This is a genomic window from Citrobacter sp. Cpo147, from assembly GCF_030332405.1.
In the GTDB taxonomy this organism is placed as follows: domain Bacteria; phylum Pseudomonadota; class Gammaproteobacteria; order Enterobacterales; family Enterobacteriaceae; genus Citrobacter; species Citrobacter portucalensis.
The window spans coordinates 112,283-131,634 of sequence record NZ_JAOWHX010000034.1 but is presented as its reverse complement, the minus strand read 5'-3'; the positions used below and the strand labels follow the sequence as shown (position 1 = coordinate 131,634).

Here is a 19,352-nt window from a genome sequence, read left to right as displayed (position 1 = left end):
ACGCGATGAAAGGCCGTTTACTGGATGCCATCCCACTCAACTCTCTGACCGGCGTTGGCGCAGCGCAAAGCAGTAAACTGGCGAAAATTGGCCTGCACACCGTGCAGGACCTCCTGCTCCACCTTCCTCTGCGTTACGAAGACCGTACCCATCTGTACCCAATTGGCGAACTGCTGCCGGGTGTCTATGCCACCGTTGAAGGCGAAGTGCTGAACTGCAATATCACCTTCGGCGGCCGCCGGATGATGACCTGTCAAATCAGCGATGGCTCGGGGATTCTCACCATGCGCTTTTTCAACTTCAGTGCAGCGATGAAAAACAGCCTTGCTACCGGGCGTAGGGTTCTGGCCTACGGCGAAGCCAAACGCGGGAAATACGGCGCAGAGATGATTCACCCGGAATACCGCGTACAAGGCGATCTCAGCACGCCAGAATTGCAGGAAACACTCACACCAGTGTATCCAACCACCGAAGGTGTGAAGCAGGCCACGCTGCGCAAGCTGACCGATCAGGCACTGGATCTGCTCGATACCTGCGCCATTGCCGAACTGCTGCCGCCAGAGCTGTTACAGGGCATGATGAGCCTACCCGAAGCACTGCGCACATTGCACCGCCCCCCACCGTCGCTGCAACTCAGCGATCTGGAAACCGGACAACATCCGGCGCAGCGACGTCTGATTCTCGAAGAACTGCTGGCGCATAACCTCAGCATGCTGGCGCTACGCGCCGGGGCACAGCGTTTTCACGCCCAGCCGTTAAGTGCTAACAACGCGCTAAAAGATAAGCTGCTGGCAGCATTGCCGTTCAAACCTACTGGCGCGCAGGCCCGCGTTACCGCTGAGATTGAACGCGATATGGCGCTGGATGTGCCGATGATGCGCCTGGTGCAGGGTGATGTCGGCTCCGGTAAAACGCTGGTTGCCGCGCTGGCTGCGCTGCGGGCTATCGCACATGGTAAACAGGTTGCGCTAATGGCTCCTACCGAATTATTGGCTGAACAGCATGCAAATAACTTCCGCAACTGGTTCGCGCCACTGGGCGTTGAAGTGGGCTGGCTGGCGGGCAAGCAGAAAGGTAAAGCGCGTCTGGCGCAACAGGAAGCTATCGCCAGCGGTCAGGTGCAGATGATTGTCGGCACGCACGCGATTTTCCAGGAACAGGTGCAGTTCAACGGGCTGGCGCTGGTTATCATCGACGAACAGCACCGCTTCGGCGTACATCAGCGTCTGGCACTGTGGGAGAAAGGTCAGCAGCAGGGTTTCCATCCACACCAGCTAATCATGACCGCCACGCCGATTCCGCGCACCCTGGCGATGACAGCCTATGCTGACCTCGACACATCGGTTATCGATGAACTCCCTCCGGGGCGTACGCCGGTCACCACAGTCGCCATTCCGGATACCCGCCGCAGCGATATTATTGATCGCGTGCGCAACGCCTGTACCCACGAAGGACGTCAAGCATACTGGGTCTGTACGCTGATTGAAGAGTCTGACTTGTTGGAAGCTCAGGCGGCAGAAGCGACGTGGGAAGAGCTTAAACTGGCGCTGCCAGAACTCAATATTGGCCTGGTACACGGGCGCATGAAGCCCGCTGAGAAGCAGTCAGTAATGGCGGCCTTTAAGCAGGGTGAACTGCATCTGCTGGTTGCCACCACGGTGATTGAAGTGGGCGTGGACGTACCCAATGCCAGCCTGATGATTATTGAAAACCCGGAACGCTTAGGTCTGGCCCAGTTGCACCAGTTGCGTGGTCGCGTAGGCCGTGGCGCGGTGGCCTCCCACTGTGTCCTGCTCTACAAATCACCGCTGTCTAAAACCGCGCAGAAACGCCTGCAGGTTCTGCGAGACAGCAACGATGGATTCGTGATTGCGCAAAAAGATTTAGAGATTCGCGGCCCCGGCGAGCTGTTAGGTACTCGCCAGACCGGAACGGCAGAATTCAAGGTCGCAGATTTACTGCGCGATCAGGCGATTATCCCGGAAGTTCAGCGCATTGCCCGCCATATTCACGAACGTTATCCGCAACAGGCCTTGGCACTGATAGAGCGCTGGATGCCGGAAACCGAACGCTACTCCAACGCGTAGTTAATTCATAGCTGCGGCGGATGTTACCCCGCCGCACAGCCGTTATTGCGCGAAAATCGGTAACAGCAGATACAGCTTAATCACCAGCGCGTTGACGATATCGATAAAGAACGCCCCCACCATCGGCACCACCAGAAACGCCATATGGGATGGTCCAAAACGTTCGGTAATCGCCTGCATGTTGGCAATCGCCGTCGGCGTCGCGCCGAGGCCAAAACCACAGTGTCCGGCTGCCAGCACGGCGGCATCGTAGTTCTTACCCATCATGCGCCAGGTGACGAATATCGCGTACAGCGCCATGAAAATAGTCTGCACAACCAGGATTGCCAGCATCGGCAAGGCCAGTGAAGCCAGTTCCCACAACTTCAGGCTCATCAACGCCATCGCCAGGAACAGCGACAGACTTACGTTACCCAGCACCGAAACTGCACGTTCGAACACCCGATAAAAACCCAGTAGCGCCAGACCGTTACTGAGGATCACCCCAACAAACAACACGCAGACGAAGGTCGGCAATTCCAGCACTGTTCCAACCAGCATTTGCGCAACGATTTTACCCACCGTCAGACAGATAGCGATCAGAGCAATGGTTTCAATCAGCACCAGCGAGGTGATCATGCGCCCAACGTCCGGCTTTTCAAATGCGGTCGGCACGGCCTGATCGTCCGGCATACCGTCTGGCGTGGTGGAGTGTTTGACCAGATAGCGTGCCACCGGGCCGCCAATCAGTCCGCCCAACACCAGACCAAACGTTGCGCAAGCCATCGCCACTTCAGTCGCATTGGTGAAGCCATAACGTTCAATAAACAGCTTGCTCCACGCGGCCCCGGTTCCGTGTCCACCAGAGAGGGTGATCGAGCCAGCGATCAGACCCATCAGCGGGTCCAGACCCAGCAGGGTCGCCATACCAATACCGATGGCGTTTTGCATCAGCAACAAGCCAACAACCACAATCAGAAAGATACCCACCACGCGGCCACCAGCACGCAGACTGGCGATATTGGCGTTCAGACCGATAGTGGCGAAAAAGGCCAGCATCAGCGGATCGCGCAGGGTCATATCGAAGTTCACTTCCCAACCCATGCTTTTTTTCAGCACCAGCAGCGCAATCGCCACCAGCAATCCACCTGCAACGGGTTCGGGAATGGTGTATTTTTTCAGGAAGGAAACAGACTGGACGAGCTTACGTCCCAGCAGCAACACAAGGGTTGCCGCAACCAGCGTTGATAACGTATCGAGATAAAACATTTACAGCTCCATTAGTGCGTTTAGCACAATCACGCACGATGCATTCCAGACCGATTTTTAGCTCTTATTGAGTTTTCGGAGTGGATTTTAAGCAGAAAATGATGAAAAGTTATATAAAAATGTTTGTTTATCCGTTTTAAATATTAAGAATACCTGCTGGCAAACGTTTGCTTTTCTGCCCTGGTCAGATAAAATCACCGCTTTTCCACCATGGGATTGCCTCTGATGTCCGTTAACGCCGTAGAGTCAACAAATGCGCAACCGGTTGCGCAGACTCACAACAGTGAACTGATTTACCGTCTTGAAGATCGCCCCCCGTTAGCCCAGACCCTGTTTGCCGCCTGTCAGCATCTGCTGGCCATGTTCGTCGCGGTGATCACCCCTGCTCTGTTAATTTGCCAGGCGCTTGGTTTACCGGCTCAGGATACTCAACACATTATCAGTATGTCGCTGTTCGCCTCCGGCGTAGCTTCTATCATTCAGATCAAAGCCTGGGGACCAGTAGGCTCAGGGCTGCTATCCATTCAGGGCACCAGCTTTAACTTTGTTGCGCCACTGATTATGGGCGGTACGGCGCTAAAAACCGGTGGCGCAGATGTCCCAACCATGATGGCGGCGCTGTTCGGTACACTGATGCTGGCAAGCTGCACCGAGATGGTTATCTCGCGTGTCCTGCACCTGGCGCGTCGTATTATTACTCCGCTGGTCTCAGGGGTGGTAGTGATGATTATCGGCCTGTCGTTGATTCAGGTGGGTCTGACATCGATTGGCGGTGGCTATGCCGCAATGAGCGACAACACCTTTGGTGCGCCGAAGAATTTACTGTTGGCAGGCGTGGTGCTGGCGCTAATCATCCTGCTTAACCGTCAACGCAACCCTTACCTGCGCGTTGCGTCATTGGTGATTGCGATGGCGGCAGGCTATCTGCTGGCCTGGTTTATGGACATGCTGCCGCAAAATACCGCACCGGTAAGTCAGGACCTGCTGATGGTGCCAACGCCGCTGTATTATGGCCTGGGCATCGACTGGAGTTTACTGCTGCCGCTGATGCTGGTCTTTATGATCACTTCACTGGAAACCATCGGCGATATTACGGCCACCTCTGATGTCTCCGAGCAGCCGGTTTCTGGTCCGCTGTATATGAAGCGCCTGAAAGGCGGCGTGCTGGCGAACGGTCTGAACTCGTTTGTTTCCGCCGTGTTCAACACCTTCCCGAACTCCTGTTTTGGCCAGAATAACGGGGTTATTCAGTTAACGGGCGTCGCCAGCCGCTACGTTGGTTTTGTGGTGGCGCTGATGCTGATCGCGCTGGGCCTGTTCCCGGCAGTCAGCGGTTTTGTACAGCATATTCCTGAGCCGGTACTGGGCGGCGCAACGCTGGTAATGTTCGGTACTATTGCAGCATCCGGTGTGCGTATTGTGTCCCGCGAGCCGCTGAACCGCCGCGCGATTCTGATTATCGCGCTGTCGCTGGCAGTTGGTCTGGGTGTTTCCCAGCAGCCGCTGATTCTCCAGTTCGCCCCGGATTGGGTGAAAAACCTGCTCTCTTCCGGTATCGCCGCTGGCGGTATTACCGCAATCGTTCTGAATCTGGTATTCCCGCCAGAAAAGCAATAAGCAAAATACGGCGTTGGTTCTGAATCAACGCCGCTGTAACGCTCTTTCACCATTCCCGCCTTGAGCATTGCGCATAAATCGTGCATAACTTGACTATGTGCACTTCGCGGGATGGAAGACCATGAAATTTATTGGAAAGCTGCTTCTTTACGTGCTGATCGCCCTTGCAGTGGCGATCCTCGGCCTTTATTTTCTACTGCAAACCCGCTGGGGGGCAGAGCACGTCAGCGCCTGGGTTTCGGAGAACAGCAGCTACCATCTGGCGTTTGATGCCATCGATCACCGGTTTTCTTCCCCTTCCCATATTCTGCTGGAAAACGTCACCTTTGGCCGGGATGGTCAGCCCGCAACGCTGGTCGCTAAAACGGTCGATATTGGGCTGAGTAGCCGCCAAATCACCGACCCGCTGCACGTAGACACCATTTTGTTGCAAAACGGCACGCTGAATCTTTCCCAGCAAACAGCGCCGTTGCCGTTCCAGGCCGATCGCCTGCAATTGCAGGATATGGCGCTTAACAGCCCCGGCAGCGAGTGGAACCTCAGCGCCCAGCGCGTTAACGGCGGCGTCATTCCCTGGAGCCCTGAGGCAGGTAAAATTCTCGGGAGCAAAGCGCAAATTCAGCTCAGCGCCAGTTCGTTGACGCTCAACGATGTTCCAACTACCAACGTCTTGATTGAAGGCAGCATCGACCATGACCGGGTGACGCTAAGCAATATTGGCGCTGACGTGGCGCGTGGGGCATTAACCGGCGTAGCGCAACGCAATGCAGACGGGAGCTGGGTTGTGGAGAATCTGCGCCTGAACGATATCCGGCTGCAAAGCGACAAATCGCTGGCCGACTTCTTTGCCCCGTTAAGCACTATTCCTTCCCTGCAAATTGGTCGTCTGGAAGTGACGGATGCCCGTCTGCAAGGCCCCGACTGGGCGGTGACGGATCTCGATCTGAGCTTGCGCAACATGACCTTCAGCAAGGACGACTGGCAAACTCAGGAAGGAAAATTGTCGATGAACGCCAGCGAGTTTATTTACGGCTCTCTGCATTTCTTCGATCCGATTCTGAACGCCGAGTTCTCACCTCAGGGCATTGCGCTGCGCCAGTTCACCACCCGCTGGGAAGGCGGTATGGTCAGAACATCCGGAAACTGGATGCGCAGCAACAAAGCACTGGTCCTTGACGATGCCGCTATTGCTGGTCTGGAATACACGCTGCCGGAAAACTGGAAGCAGCTGTGGATGAAACCCCTGCCAGCGTGGTTAAACAGCCTGACGCTGAAGAAATTTAGTGCCAGCCGTAATCTGGTGATAGATATCGACCCCAATTTCCCGTGGCAGCTCACCGCGCTGGACGGCTACGGTGCTAACCTCGGGCTGGTACAGAACAATCAGTGGGGGATCTGGAGCGGTAGCGCCACCCTCAACGCCGCTGCCGCTACCTTTAACCGTACCGACGTGCGTCGCCCTTCGCTGGCGCTGACGGCAAACAGCAGCACCATCAATTTCAGCGAACTGAGCGCCTATACGGAAAAAGGACTGCTGGAGGCCACTGCCAGCATTTCGCAGCTACCTCAGCGCCAGACGCAGGTCAGTCTGAACGGGCGCGGCGTGCCAATGACGATCCTGCAGCAGTGGGGCTGGCCCGCACTGCCGCTTTCCGGCGATGGCAACATCCAGCTTACCGCCAGCGGCAATATTCAGGCCTATGTGCCGCTCAAGCCAACGGTCAACGGTCAGCTGCATGCGGTGAACGTGGAGAAACAGCAGGTAACGCAAACCATGCAGGCGGGCGTGGTTTCGGGGAGTGAAGTCACTGCACCACCACCTGCACAATGATTTATTGCCCGGTGGCGCTTCGCTTACCGGGCCTACTCACGCTCATAAGCGAATATATTCACTGCACAACAGCCATTTCACCGGCTCGTCTTCTTCAATCAACGGGAAGCGACCGCCAGGTTCCAAAAAGTGGTTGTCATGCTGGTCGTCATTGACCATCGAGATTTCCCAGCCCAGCACAAACGCCTTCTCCGCCCAAAAGCGATGATACAAGCGCGGTGGCAGGCACACTCCTTGTCCCGGTTTCAATACCAGCGTCTCGCCAGCGTTAACTGTACGCCGCTGACCATCCACGCTAACCTCAACAACGCGTCGGGCGTCATACTCATCATCAGGCGTGGCCCACGCCAGTTGCATACACAAATCACCGCCGCCGCGATTAACGATATCTTCCATTTTATGGCGATGAAAATGCCATGGCGTTTGCTGATCCTGCTGAATTTGCAACATCTTTTCGGCGTACGGTTTGGGGTAGTCCGCTGACCCCATCAAACCATTGCGCAACGTTAGTAACGTCAGCCCCGTTTGCGCAAAATCTCCGTGCCCGAAGTCGGTAATATCCCAGCCCAACTGGAGATCGCGCACTTCACGCCACAGAGTTTGATCCTGTTGCCGCCAGGCATCGACCGTAAAATACGCAAAATCAGGCAGACAGACCCGAAAAGTCTCAGCGATGGCATGCGCTTTATCGACGGCATAATTAATGTGTGAACGCTTCATTCCACTTTTCCTTGTTGCGAAAGAGGCGGGTCGCCCCGCCTGCATGCCGTTAGTAAAGTGATGCTTTGCCGGTTGAACCGAACAGTTTCATTTTGTGGCGGATAACGTCCCGCGCGGCGCTAATGGCTTCCGGATAGATTACGTTCGGGTCCCACCAGGTTTCTTTCGCCAGAATTTCGCGGACTTTCTGGAAGTAAGCGTATTTCATATCGCTGGAAATGTTGATTTTGCCAACGCCCAACGTCACGGATTCGGCAATTTCCGCATCCGGGTTCGCGGAACCGCCGTGCAGCACCAGCGGAATATCCACACGTCCGGCGATATCGCGCAGGATGTTCATTTGCAGCTCTGGCTGCATCCCTTTCGGGTAGATCCCGTGCGCGGTTCCAATCGCCACCGCCAGCGTGTCTGCACCGGTTCGGGCGATAAAATCCTCTGCCTGAGCAGGATCGGTATAAGTAACCTTCGACACGCCGCCTTCCACTGACGTCCCGGTCTGGCCAATCGTTCCCAACTCCCCTTCCACCGAAACACCTACCGCATGCGCCAGTTTGACCACTTCGCGGGTCAGCGCCACGTTCTCTTCATATGGCAGCAGCGAGCCATCAATCATCACCGAGGTAAACCCACACTGAATCGCCCGCAAGACATGCTCAACCGAAGCGCCGTGGTCCAGATGCAGAGTAAAGGGAACCGGGCTACGCATGGTGATATCACGGACGTAGCTAAAAAACGCATCGCCGACAAAATCATGTTCGCTGGGGTGAATGGAGATAATCGCCGGGGTGTTGGTCGCTTCCGCTTCTTCCACTACTGCGCGTACAAAGCAGCTGTCCGCCACGTTGAATGCGCCGATGGCAAAACCGTGCTGACGGGTAGGTTGCAGTAATTCTTTCATCGAAACTAACATGTTAATTCTCCAGTTTCAGGGTGTAGAAAGCCCTGCCAGTGCGTCATCGCAGAGGCATAGAAGGCGTTACAGAAAATGAATCAGGCTTTGCCGATAGCGCCGCTGGCCTGCAGGTACGGAATAATGGCTTCCTCGCAGGCCTGTTCCATCAGGGCCAGGGCATCAACGAGTTCACCGGATGTGTCGCGACACAGGGTATGCAGTAGCGCAGCCTTTCCGGCTTCGAAAACCGCCGCACCAACGTTTATCTTGGCGACACCAAACGTCGGGCAGCGCTGTAGCTGGTCAAACGGCGTTCCGCTGCCGCCATGCAGCGCCAGCGGCACCGTTGATAACCGGGCTATTTCCTCCAGCCGCAGGAAATCAATAGCAGGTGTAATGCCCGGCGCGTACATGCCGTGTGCTGTACCCACCGACACCGCCAGCAAATCGATCCCGGTCTGTTGGATGAAGGGTTCCACGTCGGCGGCCTGGGTCATCAAATCAGCGTTAGCGGCGTGGTCATAGCACGGAGCATCGGCCAAATGACCCAGCTCGCCTTCCACGCACAGAGAAACGCTGGCTGCAAGCTCAACCACCGCCCGGGTCTGGCGAATGTTCTCCTCCAGCGCAAAGGCGGAGGCGTCGATCATTAAGCCGCTGAATCCGGCGCGAAAAGCCTGGCGAATGCGTACAGGATCCTTTCCATGATCCAGCGCCAGCGCGACCGGTACCGAGGCTTCCTCTGCCAGCGTTTTGACCACCGCTGCCGCTATCGGGGCCGGAAAATGCTCCAGATGCCCCTGATACAAATTCAGAATGATGGGCGCACGGTGTTTCTCCGCCACTCGCACCGCTGCGCGGGCGCTTTCCAGGTTCATACAGTTGATGGCCAGCAGCGCGTACTGCTCGCGCCAGGCTTTGGTCACCATGCTTTTCATATCGGCAAACATACGGCCTCCGGTTATTCCAGGGTGAAGGTGATTTCTTCGTCTTTCAGCTTTTGATCGCTGAGTTCGTCAAACTCTTCATCACGCTCGGTTACCGGTTTCTTCCACAGCGACAGCATGACGCCGCAAATCACCGTACCGATCCCCAGCGCCAGGCAAAACAGCAGCGGATGCGTAAAGAGCGGAACCACAAACATGCCACCGTGCGGTACCGGGCTTTCGACACCCCACACCATAATCAGGCCACCCGCAATCGCCGATGCCACCACGCAGGAGCCCACCACGCGCAGCAGGTCGCGTGCCGCAATCGGAATGACCCCTTCGGTAATCATGCAGATCCCCATCGGGAATGCGGCCTTCAGCGCCTCACGTTCCGCACGGGTGTACTTGTGACGCGTCAGCAGGAAAGAGAGCGTAATGCCAAATGGAGGGATCATCGAACCGACAAACTTCACCGCTTCCGGACCGTACACGCCGCTGACCAGCATGCCGTCAGCAAACAACGACATGGTTTTATTCACCGGCCCACCGAAGTCGAATGTCGCCATCGCACCGAGGATAGCGCCCATCAGAAAGCGGGATCCGCCCTGCATAGACTCCAGCAGATGAATCAACGCGTCCTGCAGCCAGGCAATCGGCTTGCCAATCAGCGTCATCATCAACAGGCCGCCGATAACGGTACTCAGTACCGGCAGCACCATGATGGGCATCAACCCCTGCATCGACTGCGGCAAACGGATATAGCGCTTGAGCAGTAGGACGGTATAACCGACCAGAAATCCGCCCAGCATCCCGCCGATAAAACCGGTATGAATTTCTCCGCAGACGAAGCCGACAATCAGACCCGGCGCGAATCCCGGACGGTCAGCAATGGAGTACGCAATCGCCGCGCTAATCAGCGGTACGATTAACCCCATCCCCCAGCCGCCAATCTGGTTGAGCATCCAGGGAATGGTTCCTGTTTTTTCACCGACGTTAGTGCCGCCAAGTATTTGCCCGAGAGCAATACAGATCCCGGCGGCGACAATTAACGGGATCATCCACGAAATTCCCGTTAATAAATGTTTTTTTATTTCCTGAGATAGCGGAATTTTATTTTCACTCATGTGAAATCCCTCCAGAATGAGGATCGCTACTGGTTATTATTAACTAATGATTTTTCGACCTTTTCAAGAAACTGAATGGGCGACTTTATGACGATTTCAGTTTTTACTCGCACAATGCGTTTGTTTGAAAATCGCTCCTCCCCTTTTATTTTTACATCGACAGCAAGAATTACGACATCAGCCGCAGAAATATCTTCTGTCAGCAGTTCGTTTTCTGTGCCAATGGTGCCCTGGGTTTCAACTTTTATATTATGACCAAGCGCTTTGGCACCTTTAATTAACTTCTCACGGGCAATATAGGTGTGCGCAATACCCGCCGTACAGGCGGCAACACAAACAATATTCATAACATGCTCCACATTTTATTTAGCAGACATTGGATTCAGCATATTGGCTAAAAAGCTCAATAATTTTTTGTGGACTACTTTCAACTAATAGTTGTTCAATAATGTCGTCATCTGCCAACGCGCCAGCAACCTGCGAAAGCAGACGAATATGGGTGGTGTTTTGATCTTCAAGACGTACGGCAAACAGAATAATGCACCGTACATTGCTGCCGTCCAGGGTTTCCCAGGGAATCTCCTGGCGGGTACGCCCAATCGCCAGCGTGGTATTGACCACCGCCGAGGATTTCCCGTGCGGGATCGCAATATGGTTTTCGAAGCCGGTCGAGCCTTCTGACTCACGTTGCCAGACATCCTGAATAAACGTTTCGCGACAGCTAATTGCTCCATCTTTTTGCAGAATATCCGTCAGTTCCTCAATAGCCTCCGTTTTGCTTGTAGCCTTCATGTCCAAAATAACGCGATTTGTATTGAGTATTTTCGTGATGTCCATCAATCATACCTCATGGAGTTCAGACATTAATTTTCAACGACCAGCGACGTCGCCCGATGTAATTTTTCCGTAATAACCGTTTCTGTTACCCGCTTAATATCCGCATCATTGAAGAAGGCAGTGACATACACGACCGGCATGGCAACCGCGGGTAAATTAATCGTCGATACCACCAGTTCAATATCGTCCGTCAGTACAGAGGGCAGGCTGCCTGCCGACACCACGCCGACGATAGTCCAGTCCGGAAAGGCGCGTAGAATACGGCTTTTGAGTAAGTGAGAAGTGCCGATACCCGTTGAACAGACCAGTAGTACGCGTTTACGCGCTATCTGACGCTCCATTGCGGCCTGAAAATGCACGGTTAAATATCCCACTTCATCTTCCGACACGGCCCGCTCGCCCCAACCGCTAAACACCCGATTTACCGCACACTGGGTCAGACGCCACACGTCCTGCAACTCGCCTTTGATATCCTCCAGCAACGGATTACGAATGCGGATCTGGTAGTTCAGTCGGTTAATCAGCGGCTTAATGTGGATCAGCAATCCGTCATACAGCGCCGTGTCCTGGCTAAGATCGCTGTCGACCATCTCGGCGAAGGTGGCAATCAACCGATGGGTAATCAAACGCGCTTCGTCGCTGGAGTGCATATGACCAATCACACTCACGTCATTATGCTCTTCAATCACCACACCCGAGGAGATAATGTATTGATATATAAACCAGACTTCGTCTTCAGGCAGCGGGTGGGCAATGCGTTTTTCGATATGCTGAATCATGCGACTGGCAATGGAAAATATGTTCTCATCACAGGTAGTGATGCTCTCTTCTTTTCTCGGAAGCGCATTGCCACGCGTGATGCGGTACATCATGATCAGAATATGGGTAAAGATATTGACGTAATAAGGCTCGCCGAGCGACCAGCACAGGTCGTTCTCCATTTCCTGTAATAACGTCTGGACAAATAAAACGTCTTCTTCGCCAAAGTAATGCACTAAGGCTTTATAACTGCCCGGGTCAAGGCGTGAATAAACCACGTTACCAGGTTCATTATGGTTAATCACACCGTTAATCAGCGATGCCATCGCCTGGCGCACACCGCTCTCGCTACCTTCGATGTGCGTGCCGCTCTGACTGCGAATCAACGACAGGCCCAGTGGGGTAATCCAGGATTCAATTACTTTCAAATCGTTCACAATCGATGCGCTACTAATAAAATAACGTTCGGATAATTTACTGATCGACGTTTCATGCGGCGTTTCGCTTAATAATTGTGAAGCTATCTTTACTCGCCGTGAATTATTCATCATGCCGTCAGCATCATCACCCTCCGTTCCTAATAACTGGTCCATATATAAAAGGTCGGTAATATTATCGGCACTTAATATCACCCCAGCACCAGCACGTTTATCGATGGCTATTTTCCATTCTGATAACCATGGTTCCAGTAAGCGCAGATCGCGCTGCACAGTTTTCTCTGAAACAGATAAATACTCGGCAATTTTCAGCAGCGTGACATATTCCTTCTTAGACAGAAGAAATTTTAATAATCTGTTTTGTCGCGAGGTAATCATTTGCATTATTTACCCTTATTACATACCAGATTAAATATCTATACCCGTCATACTTCAAGCTGCATGTGCGTTGGCTTTCCTCGCTCACCCCAGTCACGTACTTATGTACGTTCAGGGGATTCGCTGCGTCGCCGCCTTCCTGCAACTCGAATTATTTAGGTTATAAAGAAGCATTTATGCTCCACGTGTAATCCGTGATGATAAATATAAGAGGACTACGATGCGCCAACAATACTAAATCGTGTCCAGTAATCCGGACAGAAATAAGACAAAAAGAGGAAATAGTGAGATATTTACGGCGCAGATCACATTTTTCGTGGGAATCAGAGTGACACCGCTCGCAAATATGGGGAGTTAAAAATTTAATTCAGGATGTTTTAGATTTTCAGATCTGGAATGCTGCTCGCAGCGTGGGCCGGATAAAACGCATTACGTCGCCATCCAGCCCACGTTGAGATTTACTTACAGGGTAATCGTCAGCACAATCGCATCCGGCGTGACAACCGTTCCCCACTCACTGCCCACAGACGAGCCGCCCTTCACGCCGCTAACCTGCGTAATATTACGCAGACACAGCGTCCAGTTACGCGCTTCGCCACTTCCTTGCACGGTGATGGTATTACCCGTGCGCGTCGCTTTCAGCGTGAAGATAACCGAACCGTCAGCCGCCGGGACTTCACAAATCGCCTCCCGACCCTCCTGCAGATGGAACAGCTGGAACGCCGTCCCTTCGTGCCAGGCGTAGTCCGGCTTCTGGTTATTGCAGCCCAGCGCCAGCAGTGTATTGTCGCGCACATAAACAGGCAGACTCAGGAAGTCATGCTGCTGCTTATGCCAGCGGCTGCCCGCCACCTCGTCGTTACGCCACAGATGCGTCCAGCGTCCTTCCGGCAGATAGAACTGCACATCACCCGCCTCGCTAAACACCGGCGCAACCATCACGCTATCGCCCAGCATGTACTGGCGGTCGAGATAATCACATGCCGGATCGTCCGGGAACTCCAGCATCATTGCGCGCATCATCGGCGTTCCGAGTTCATTGGCGCGCGCCGCTTCGCGATACAGGTACGGCATCATGCGGCATTTCTGCTCAGTGAAGTAGCGCACCACGTCGCAGGATTCATCATCGTACGCCCATGGCACACGGTAGGATTTACTACCGTGCAGGCGGCTGTGGCTGGAGAGCAGCCCAAACGCACACCAGCGCTTGTAGACGTGCGCAGGGGCGGTATTCTCAAAGCCGCCAATATCGTGACTCCAGAAGCCAAAGCCGGACAGGCCGATGGACAACCCGCCACGCAGGCTTTCGGCCATTGATTCATAGTTGGCATAGCAGTCACCGCCCCAGTGCACCGGGAACTGTTGCGCGCCGACCGAGGCCGAACGGGCGAACAGCACTGCCTCTTCTTCACCGACGGTCTCTTTCAGCACGTTCCATACCAGTTCGTTGTAGATGTACGCATAATGGTTGTGCATTTTCTGCGGATCGGAACCGTCAAACCACTGCACGTCAGTAGGAATGCGTTCACCAAAGTCAGTTTTGAAGCAGTCAACGCCGATATCCACCAGACCTTTCAGCTTGTTGGCATACCACTCGCAGGCTTCAGGATTGGTGAAGTCATAAATCGCCAGGCCCGGCTGCCATTTATCCCATTGCCACAGGGAGCCGTCCGGGCGCTTGAGCAGATAACCTTTCTCTTTCAGTTCATTGAACAGCGGGGATTTCTGGCCGATATAGGGGTTTATCCATACGCAGACCTTCAGCCCTTTCTCTTTCAGGCGGCGGATCATGCCTTCCGGGTCAGGGAAGGTCACCGGATCCCACTCAAAGTCGCACCACTGGAAGGCTTTCATCCAGAAGCAGTCGAAATGGAAGACGTGCAGCGGCAGATTGCGCTCGGCCATCCCGTCGATAAAACTGTTCACCGTCGCTTCATCGTAATTAGTGGTGAACGATGTAGTCAGCCACAAACCGAATGACCAGGCTGGCGGCAGCGCCGGACGACCAGTAAAGCGGGTATAACGATCCAGCACCGCTTTCGGCGTAGGGCCGTCGATGACGAAATATTCCAGATACTCGCTTTCAACGCTGAACTGCACTTTTGACACTTTCTCAGAGCCAATTTCAAACGACACGCACTGCGGATGGTTTACCAGCACGCCGTAACCACGGTTGGTGAGATAAAACGGGATGTTCTTGTAAGACTGCTCGGTACTGGTGCCGCCATCGCGGTTCCATGTTTCCACCGTCTGACCGTTACGTACCAGCGCAGTAAAGCGCTCACCCAGACCGTACACCATTTCGCCAACGCCCAGATCCAGGCGTTCAAACATATAGTTTTTCCCGCTGTTGGTGTCCTGCACGTAGCCGTTATTTTTCAGCTGGCTGCCGGTAATACGTTCGCCGTTACGCAAGAAATCCAGCGACCAGAACTCACCTTTAGTGACTCGCACGCTCAAATTTCCGCTTTTCAGTTCGGCAAATTCAGCGGTGTTTTGTATCTTTACATTGACGTCCTGCAGCACGTTCAGCGGATAGTGTGGACCGTTATCCAACGCGCCCTGGAAGTGTTCCATACGCACCCCAACCACGCCTTCCTGCGGCGAGAAAAAGCGCAGGGTGAAGAGTGGAGTATCCAGTTGCCAGGTACGTTCACGCACATCGCGCGGCGCAACGTAGACAATCATCTCGTTACCCTGCTGTTCGACCTCGAACACCTGAATCGGGTGAGTTAAATTCAGGCCAGGCTGCGTCAGCCAGTTTCCGTCGCTAATTTTCATCGTTGGTTCCTTAGTTCTGTAATTCTTTCGTCGAAAAATCCTGCTGATTGCGGTGCGCACCGTGAGCCAGCTGACTCATGATTTCCGTCAGATACGGCGTTTTCAGGGTATAGAAGCGTTTGGCAATCACGGCACTCAACAGGTAACAAATAGCTGGGACAATCGTGAACAATGCGATAATGATGCTAATGGTGGCGCTGTTCTGGGTTTTCGCTGCGGCATCGTAACCGCCGCCCGCCAGCATCCAGCCAATCATCGCCCCGCCGAGCGCCAGACCCAGCTTCAGCACGAACAGCGTGCCCGCGAAGCTGATCCCCGTCAGACGTTTTCCGTTACACCACTCGCCGTAATCAACGGTATCGGACATCATCACCCACTGGATTGGCGTCACGAGCTGATGCAGTACGCCAATCACGAAGATGAAGGCAAACATGGTGAGGTTGGCGTGCATCGGCACGAAGAACATCGCCAGACTGACGACCGCCAGCAGGGCGTTCGTCCACCAGAAGACGCTGACTTTGCATTTCCAGTCGGTCAGCGGTTTTGCCAGCGCAGAGCCGATAAGATTGCCGACGCAATAGGTGGTGAGGAAGGCGACAAACACTTCCGGGGTACCCAGAATCCAGGTGACGTAATACATCATCGCCCCGCCGCGTACGCAGACGGCCAGGATGTTGAGGATGGTCAGCAGGCCGACGATGCGCCATTGGTCGTTCTGCCAGATGTCGCGCAGGTCCTCACGCATTGAGTTGCTGCTCGGCGGCGCTTCCACGCGTTCTTTGGTAGTAAAGAAGCAAAACGCCAGCATCAGGAACGCCACAACCGAGAGCACGGCAATCCCGCCCTGGAAGCCCAACGCTTTATCTTCGCCGCCAATCAGATTCACCAGCGGCATCATCAGCACGGTGGAGAGCATGCCGCCCGCCGTCGCCAGCACAAAGCGCCATGACTGCAGAGAGATACGCTGCGTTGGGTCATTGGTTATTACACCGCCCAGCGCGCAGTAGGGAATATTCACCACGGTATAAAGCAGGGTCAGCAGCGTGTAGGTGATTGCGGCATAAATCATTTTGCCGTGCAGGCTGAGATCCGGCGTGCTGTAGGCGAGCACACAGACCAGACCAAATGGCAGAGCACCAAACAGCACCCACGGGCGGAATTTCCCCCAGCGTGAACGGGTGCGGTCGGCGAGCAGTCCCATGCAAGGGTCTGAGATAGCATCCAGCGCGCGAGCCAGTAAGAACATCGTGCCGACAAAACCGGCCGGGATACCAAAAATATCGGTATAGAAGAACATCATATATAACATAACGTTATCAAAGATGATGTGGCTGGCGGCATCGCCCATGCCGTAGCCAATCTTCTCTTTAACGGACAAAATCTCACTTTTCATTACGCATCCTTGTTAGCACTTTCACACGCACTGATACCGGTTACAGTTCTTGTAAACCATCCCTGTGAGCGCGGGTATTCCGATATCTCGTTATCAAATTACGATTCTTGTTTTCTGTGATCAGGGTAGCGTCTGAAAATGTGTCTAAGTGTAAGTAATGGATTTTGCGGGGATTTATTTGAAACTGGTCATGGTATGGAGAAACGGAAGTTAAAAAAGTGAGTGAGGGGGTGTGGAAACGTTTGGAAGTAGCTATAATGCGCCCCGCCTCCATGTAGCAATCGAGGCGCGGAAGATCGTCATCTCCGGTGAGGTGGCTGGACTTCAAATCCAGTTGGGGCCGCCAGCGGTCCCGGGCAGGTTCGACTCCTGTGATCTTCCGCCAAAATACTATAATTTCTGATGTTAATTATTTCATCTTTCTAATCCTTTTACTTAAACATTATTGAAAAATGACTACATCACGACTAATACAAACTAATACTGATGAAGCGCAAGCGCTATCATTTGTAGACGATCATCGACATACCTGCTATTGGGAATCTGTGTATGATTTGAATGTTAACCTTGAAAGATTCAAATTAGTCAATATCAAAGATGTAAATAGCATCAGAAATAATGGTGATCATTTAAAAAATTATGTTATCGATTTAAATACACAACCTCAAGAAACAGCAGAAAAACCTAATACAAAAAGAATAGTAATTGAAGATGCAATTTTTGAAAACTGTGATTTCAGAGGAAATAATAAAGACCAAAAAATAACATTTAAGAATTGCGAGTTTAAAAAAATATATTTTGGTCACTCTGAATTACATTATGTCAATTTTGATAATTGTATGTTTAATGAAAGTTCATTCTCACTAGCCAAATTCTATACCTGTGCTTTTAATGATTCGTGTAAATTTAGAAAAATATCCATTTCTGGTGGGAAAACTAATTTTGAAAACTGTATAATATCATCTGGAAACTTACTTCTTAACTCTTTCAAATACGCTACTTCAGAATATTGTAAAGAGCATAATTTGAATAAAGAAGACCAAGTCTATAGAATGTATCTATCTCAAGTGAAACTTGCACGGAACATACTTAATTCGGTTTCTATTATTGGAGATGACGATATTTATTACAATGCAACAAAAACATTATTTAAACTACGATTAAAAGAAAGAGAATCAAAGATCAAATTAGCCGCCAGCCATTATTTCGATGCAGCCAAGAAAGGAAATAAAATCAAAAACATTTCTTTCTATTTATATAAAAAAGCACGTTCATTATTATTTCCGATCGAGAAAACAATGCTGAATTGCTTTGGCTTAATTAATGGGTGGGGTAGTAACTTTCTAAGATGTGTCTTTTTCGGCGGGATAATTTTCACAATTTTTACAGCTGTTTACTATTTCCAACTACCAATTATTCCAACATCAGATAGTCCATGGACTCAAAATCTTCTTAAAAGTATGATCCAAAGTCTAGATATTACATTTCTTGCTGGATACACAAAATATTCTCTTGCCACTGACCCACCAAATCAACAGCTTATATTATTATCAAATATGATTCTTGGTTTATTTTGGTATGGTGTCAGCTTGCCCACATTAATCAATAAAATTAGCGTAGCTCGGTTATGATATTTGAAGATGAAAATCTAAAATGCCTAATTCTCTTCGGCAGCCATGCCAGAGGAGATCAGACTATTGAATCCGACATAGATTTATTAGGCATTAACGAATCCAAAAAATTTACCGTAAGAAATATCGATAGTGTGAATTTTTCATTTTACTCCCCAACAAAAGCATTAGATATGTCATGTAATGGTGATTTATTCTTTTTACATATAATAAAAGAGGGGAAATGTTTATTTAATGAAGTATTTTTCACACAACTGAAGTCATCCTTTAGATTTAAAAATAGTTATATAGATGAGGCATCGGTTGCATTTTACTTAGCGCTAAAAATATTTGAAAATAAAGATAAAATTATTAACTGGCCAGTGGCAAATAAAAGAATATCATGGTGTGTAAGGACAATACTTATTGCTTTGAGCGCTGAAAATAAGACCCCATACTTTTCTAAATCACAGTTATCACTAGCATTGATTAATAATGGATTCTCTTTTGAAGACTCTATTTTATTGATAGATGCAAAAAATAAGAAAGAAAAAAGTGATTACATACTAAATTTACTTTTATATTTCACAGTTAAATACAGTTTTTTGAAAAGCAAAATCAAAAAAAAGGATTTCTATTCAAGTAGTATAGTCCACGTTACTCTTGATACTATCATAAACAGTATTCCAGTTAACTACGAATAATAGGA

The 19,352-nt window shown here is 51.6% G+C and carries 15 protein-coding genes and 1 tRNA gene; 6 read left to right on the top strand and 10 right to left on the bottom strand.

Annotation, left to right across the window (positions count from 1 at the left end; translation table 11 throughout):
• The first annotated feature begins 5 nt into the window (after positions 1–5).
• Positions 6–2,087: an ATP-dependent DNA helicase RecG gene (recG, locus tag OGY06_RS15980; protein WP_003827244.1), complete on the top strand. Its 2,082-nt coding sequence runs from the start codon at positions 6–8 to the stop codon at positions 2,085–2,087.
• A 42-nt stretch (positions 2,088–2,129) separates the two neighbouring features.
• On the opposite strand, the gene gltS is transcribed toward recG, so the two are convergent.
• Positions 2,130–3,335 carry a sodium/glutamate symporter gene (gene gltS / locus OGY06_RS15975; RefSeq protein WP_003024029.1) on the bottom strand — a complete coding sequence of 402 codons (1,206 nt, stop codon included), beginning with the start codon at positions 3,333–3,335 and terminating at the stop codon, positions 2,130–2,132.
• A gap of 225 nt (positions 3,336–3,560) precedes the next feature.
• Between gltS and xanP the strand changes: the two genes are divergently transcribed.
• On the top strand, positions 3,561–4,952 hold the full coding sequence (gene xanP, locus OGY06_RS15970; protein ID WP_003024026.1) for a xanthine/proton symporter XanP: 1,392 nt from the start codon (positions 3,561–3,563) through the stop codon (positions 4,950–4,952).
• Positions 4,953–5,073: 121 nt separating this feature from the next.
• A complete protein-coding gene (locus OGY06_RS15965) occupies positions 5,074–6,783 on the top strand; it encodes an AsmA family protein (RefSeq protein WP_286605696.1) in 1,710 nt (569 codons plus the stop codon).
• Positions 6,784–6,825: 42 nt separating this feature from the next.
• Here OGY06_RS15965 and OGY06_RS15960 read toward each other — a convergent pair whose 3' ends face one another.
• The 9 genes from OGY06_RS15960 to OGY06_RS15920 form a co-directional block, all read right to left on the bottom strand.
• Positions 6,826–7,503 carry a D-lyxose/D-mannose family sugar isomerase gene (locus tag OGY06_RS15960; protein WP_003827238.1) on the bottom strand — a complete coding sequence of 226 codons (678 nt, stop codon included), beginning with the start codon at positions 7,501–7,503 and terminating at the stop codon, positions 6,826–6,828.
• Positions 7,504–7,552: 49 nt separating this feature from the next.
• Entirely contained in the window at positions 7,553–8,413 is an 861-nt protein-coding gene (locus OGY06_RS15955) for a ketose-bisphosphate aldolase (RefSeq protein ID WP_003827236.1), read from the bottom strand.
• An 80-nt stretch (positions 8,414–8,493) separates the two neighbouring features.
• Positions 8,494–9,345, bottom strand: a complete 852-nt coding sequence (locus OGY06_RS15950) for a class II fructose-bisphosphate aldolase (RefSeq protein WP_003827234.1) — start codon at positions 9,343–9,345, stop codon at positions 8,494–8,496.
• Between the two features lie 11 nt (positions 9,346–9,356).
• Positions 9,357–10,448, bottom strand: a complete 1,092-nt coding sequence (locus OGY06_RS15945) for a PTS fructose transporter subunit IIC (protein WP_003827232.1) — start codon at positions 10,446–10,448, stop codon at positions 9,357–9,359.
• A 26-nt stretch (positions 10,449–10,474) separates the two neighbouring features.
• Positions 10,475–10,795, bottom strand: coding sequence for a PTS fructose transporter subunit IIB (locus OGY06_RS15940; RefSeq protein WP_003827230.1), 321 nt, complete (start codon positions 10,793–10,795; stop codon positions 10,475–10,477).
• 19 nt (positions 10,796–10,814) lie between these two features.
• Positions 10,815–11,285, bottom strand: a complete 471-nt coding sequence (locus OGY06_RS15935; RefSeq protein ID WP_063941167.1) for a PTS sugar transporter subunit IIA — start codon at positions 11,283–11,285, stop codon at positions 10,815–10,817.
• A 26-nt stretch (positions 11,286–11,311) separates the two neighbouring features.
• The gene (locus tag OGY06_RS15930; protein ID WP_063941168.1) at positions 11,312–12,865 is read right to left on the bottom strand and encodes a BglG family transcription antiterminator; all 1,554 of its coding nucleotides are present in this window, start codon (positions 12,863–12,865) and stop codon (positions 11,312–11,314) included.
• A 456-nt stretch (positions 12,866–13,321) separates the two neighbouring features.
• Complete coding sequence (gene yicI, locus OGY06_RS15925; protein ID WP_286605694.1) at positions 13,322–15,640, bottom strand: alpha-xylosidase; 2,319 nt, start codon at positions 15,638–15,640, stop codon at positions 13,322–13,324.
• 10 nt (positions 15,641–15,650) lie between these two features.
• A complete protein-coding gene (locus OGY06_RS15920; protein ID WP_003827223.1) occupies positions 15,651–17,033 on the bottom strand; it encodes a glycoside-pentoside-hexuronide family transporter in 1,383 nt (460 codons plus the stop codon).
• A gap of 290 nt (positions 17,034–17,323) precedes the next feature.
• On the opposite strand from OGY06_RS15920, the gene OGY06_RS15915 reads away from it, so the two are divergent.
• The 3 genes from OGY06_RS15915 (at position 17,324) to OGY06_RS15905 (ending at position 19,347) form a co-directional block, all read left to right on the top strand.
• Positions 17,324–17,418: transfer RNA gene (locus OGY06_RS15915), tRNA-Sec, on the top strand.
• Positions 17,419–17,485: 67 nt separating this feature from the next.
• A complete protein-coding gene (locus OGY06_RS15910) occupies positions 17,486–18,664 on the top strand; it encodes a pentapeptide repeat-containing protein (protein WP_286605691.1) in 1,179 nt (392 codons plus the stop codon).
• A complete protein-coding gene (locus tag OGY06_RS15905) occupies positions 18,661–19,347 on the top strand; it encodes a nucleotidyltransferase domain-containing protein (RefSeq protein WP_286605689.1) in 687 nt (228 codons plus the stop codon). The genes OGY06_RS15910 and OGY06_RS15905 overlap by 4 nt, the downstream gene beginning before the upstream one ends.
• Positions 19,348–19,352: the final 5 nt, after the last annotated feature.

Excerpts from the sequence above, each read along its gene's own strand:
- OGY06_RS15960 (WP_003827238.1), bottom strand. The coding sequence starts at position 7,503 with ATGAAGCGTTCACACATTAATTATGCCGTCGATAAAGCGCATGCCATC.
- OGY06_RS15940 (WP_003827230.1), bottom strand. The coding sequence starts at position 10,795 with ATGAATATTGTTTGTGTTGCCGCCTGTACGGCGGGTATTGCGCACACC.
- OGY06_RS15965 (WP_286605696.1), top strand. The coding sequence starts at position 5,074 with ATGAAATTTATTGGAAAGCTGCTTCTTTACGTGCTGATCGCCCTTGCA.
- OGY06_RS15955 (WP_003827236.1), bottom strand. The coding sequence starts at position 8,413 with ATGTTAGTTTCGATGAAAGAATTACTGCAACCTACCCGTCAGCACGGT.
- recG (WP_003827244.1), top strand. The coding sequence starts at position 6 with ATGAAAGGCCGTTTACTGGATGCCATCCCACTCAACTCTCTGACCGGC.
- OGY06_RS15950 (WP_003827234.1), bottom strand. The coding sequence starts at position 9,345 with ATGTTTGCCGATATGAAAAGCATGGTGACCAAAGCCTGGCGCGAGCAG.
- OGY06_RS15905 (WP_286605689.1), top strand. The coding sequence starts at position 18,661 with ATGATATTTGAAGATGAAAATCTAAAATGCCTAATTCTCTTCGGCAGC.
- yicI (WP_286605694.1), bottom strand. The coding sequence starts at position 15,640 with ATGAAAATTAGCGACGGAAACTGGCTGACGCAGCCTGGCCTGAATTTA.
- gltS (WP_003024029.1), bottom strand. The coding sequence starts at position 3,335 with ATGTTTTATCTCGATACGTTATCAACGCTGGTTGCGGCAACCCTTGTG.
- OGY06_RS15935 (WP_063941167.1), bottom strand. The coding sequence starts at position 11,285 with ATGGACATCACGAAAATACTCAATACAAATCGCGTTATTTTGGACATG.
- OGY06_RS15930 (WP_063941168.1), bottom strand. The coding sequence starts at position 12,865 with ATGCAAATGATTACCTCGCGACAAAACAGATTATTAAAATTTCTTCTG.
- xanP (WP_003024026.1), top strand. The coding sequence starts at position 3,561 with ATGTCCGTTAACGCCGTAGAGTCAACAAATGCGCAACCGGTTGCGCAG.
- OGY06_RS15945 (WP_003827232.1), bottom strand. The coding sequence starts at position 10,448 with ATGAGTGAAAATAAAATTCCGCTATCTCAGGAAATAAAAAAACATTTA.
- OGY06_RS15910 (WP_286605691.1), top strand. The coding sequence starts at position 17,486 with ATGACTACATCACGACTAATACAAACTAATACTGATGAAGCGCAAGCG.
- OGY06_RS15920 (WP_003827223.1), bottom strand. The coding sequence starts at position 17,033 with ATGAAAAGTGAGATTTTGTCCGTTAAAGAGAAGATTGGCTACGGCATG.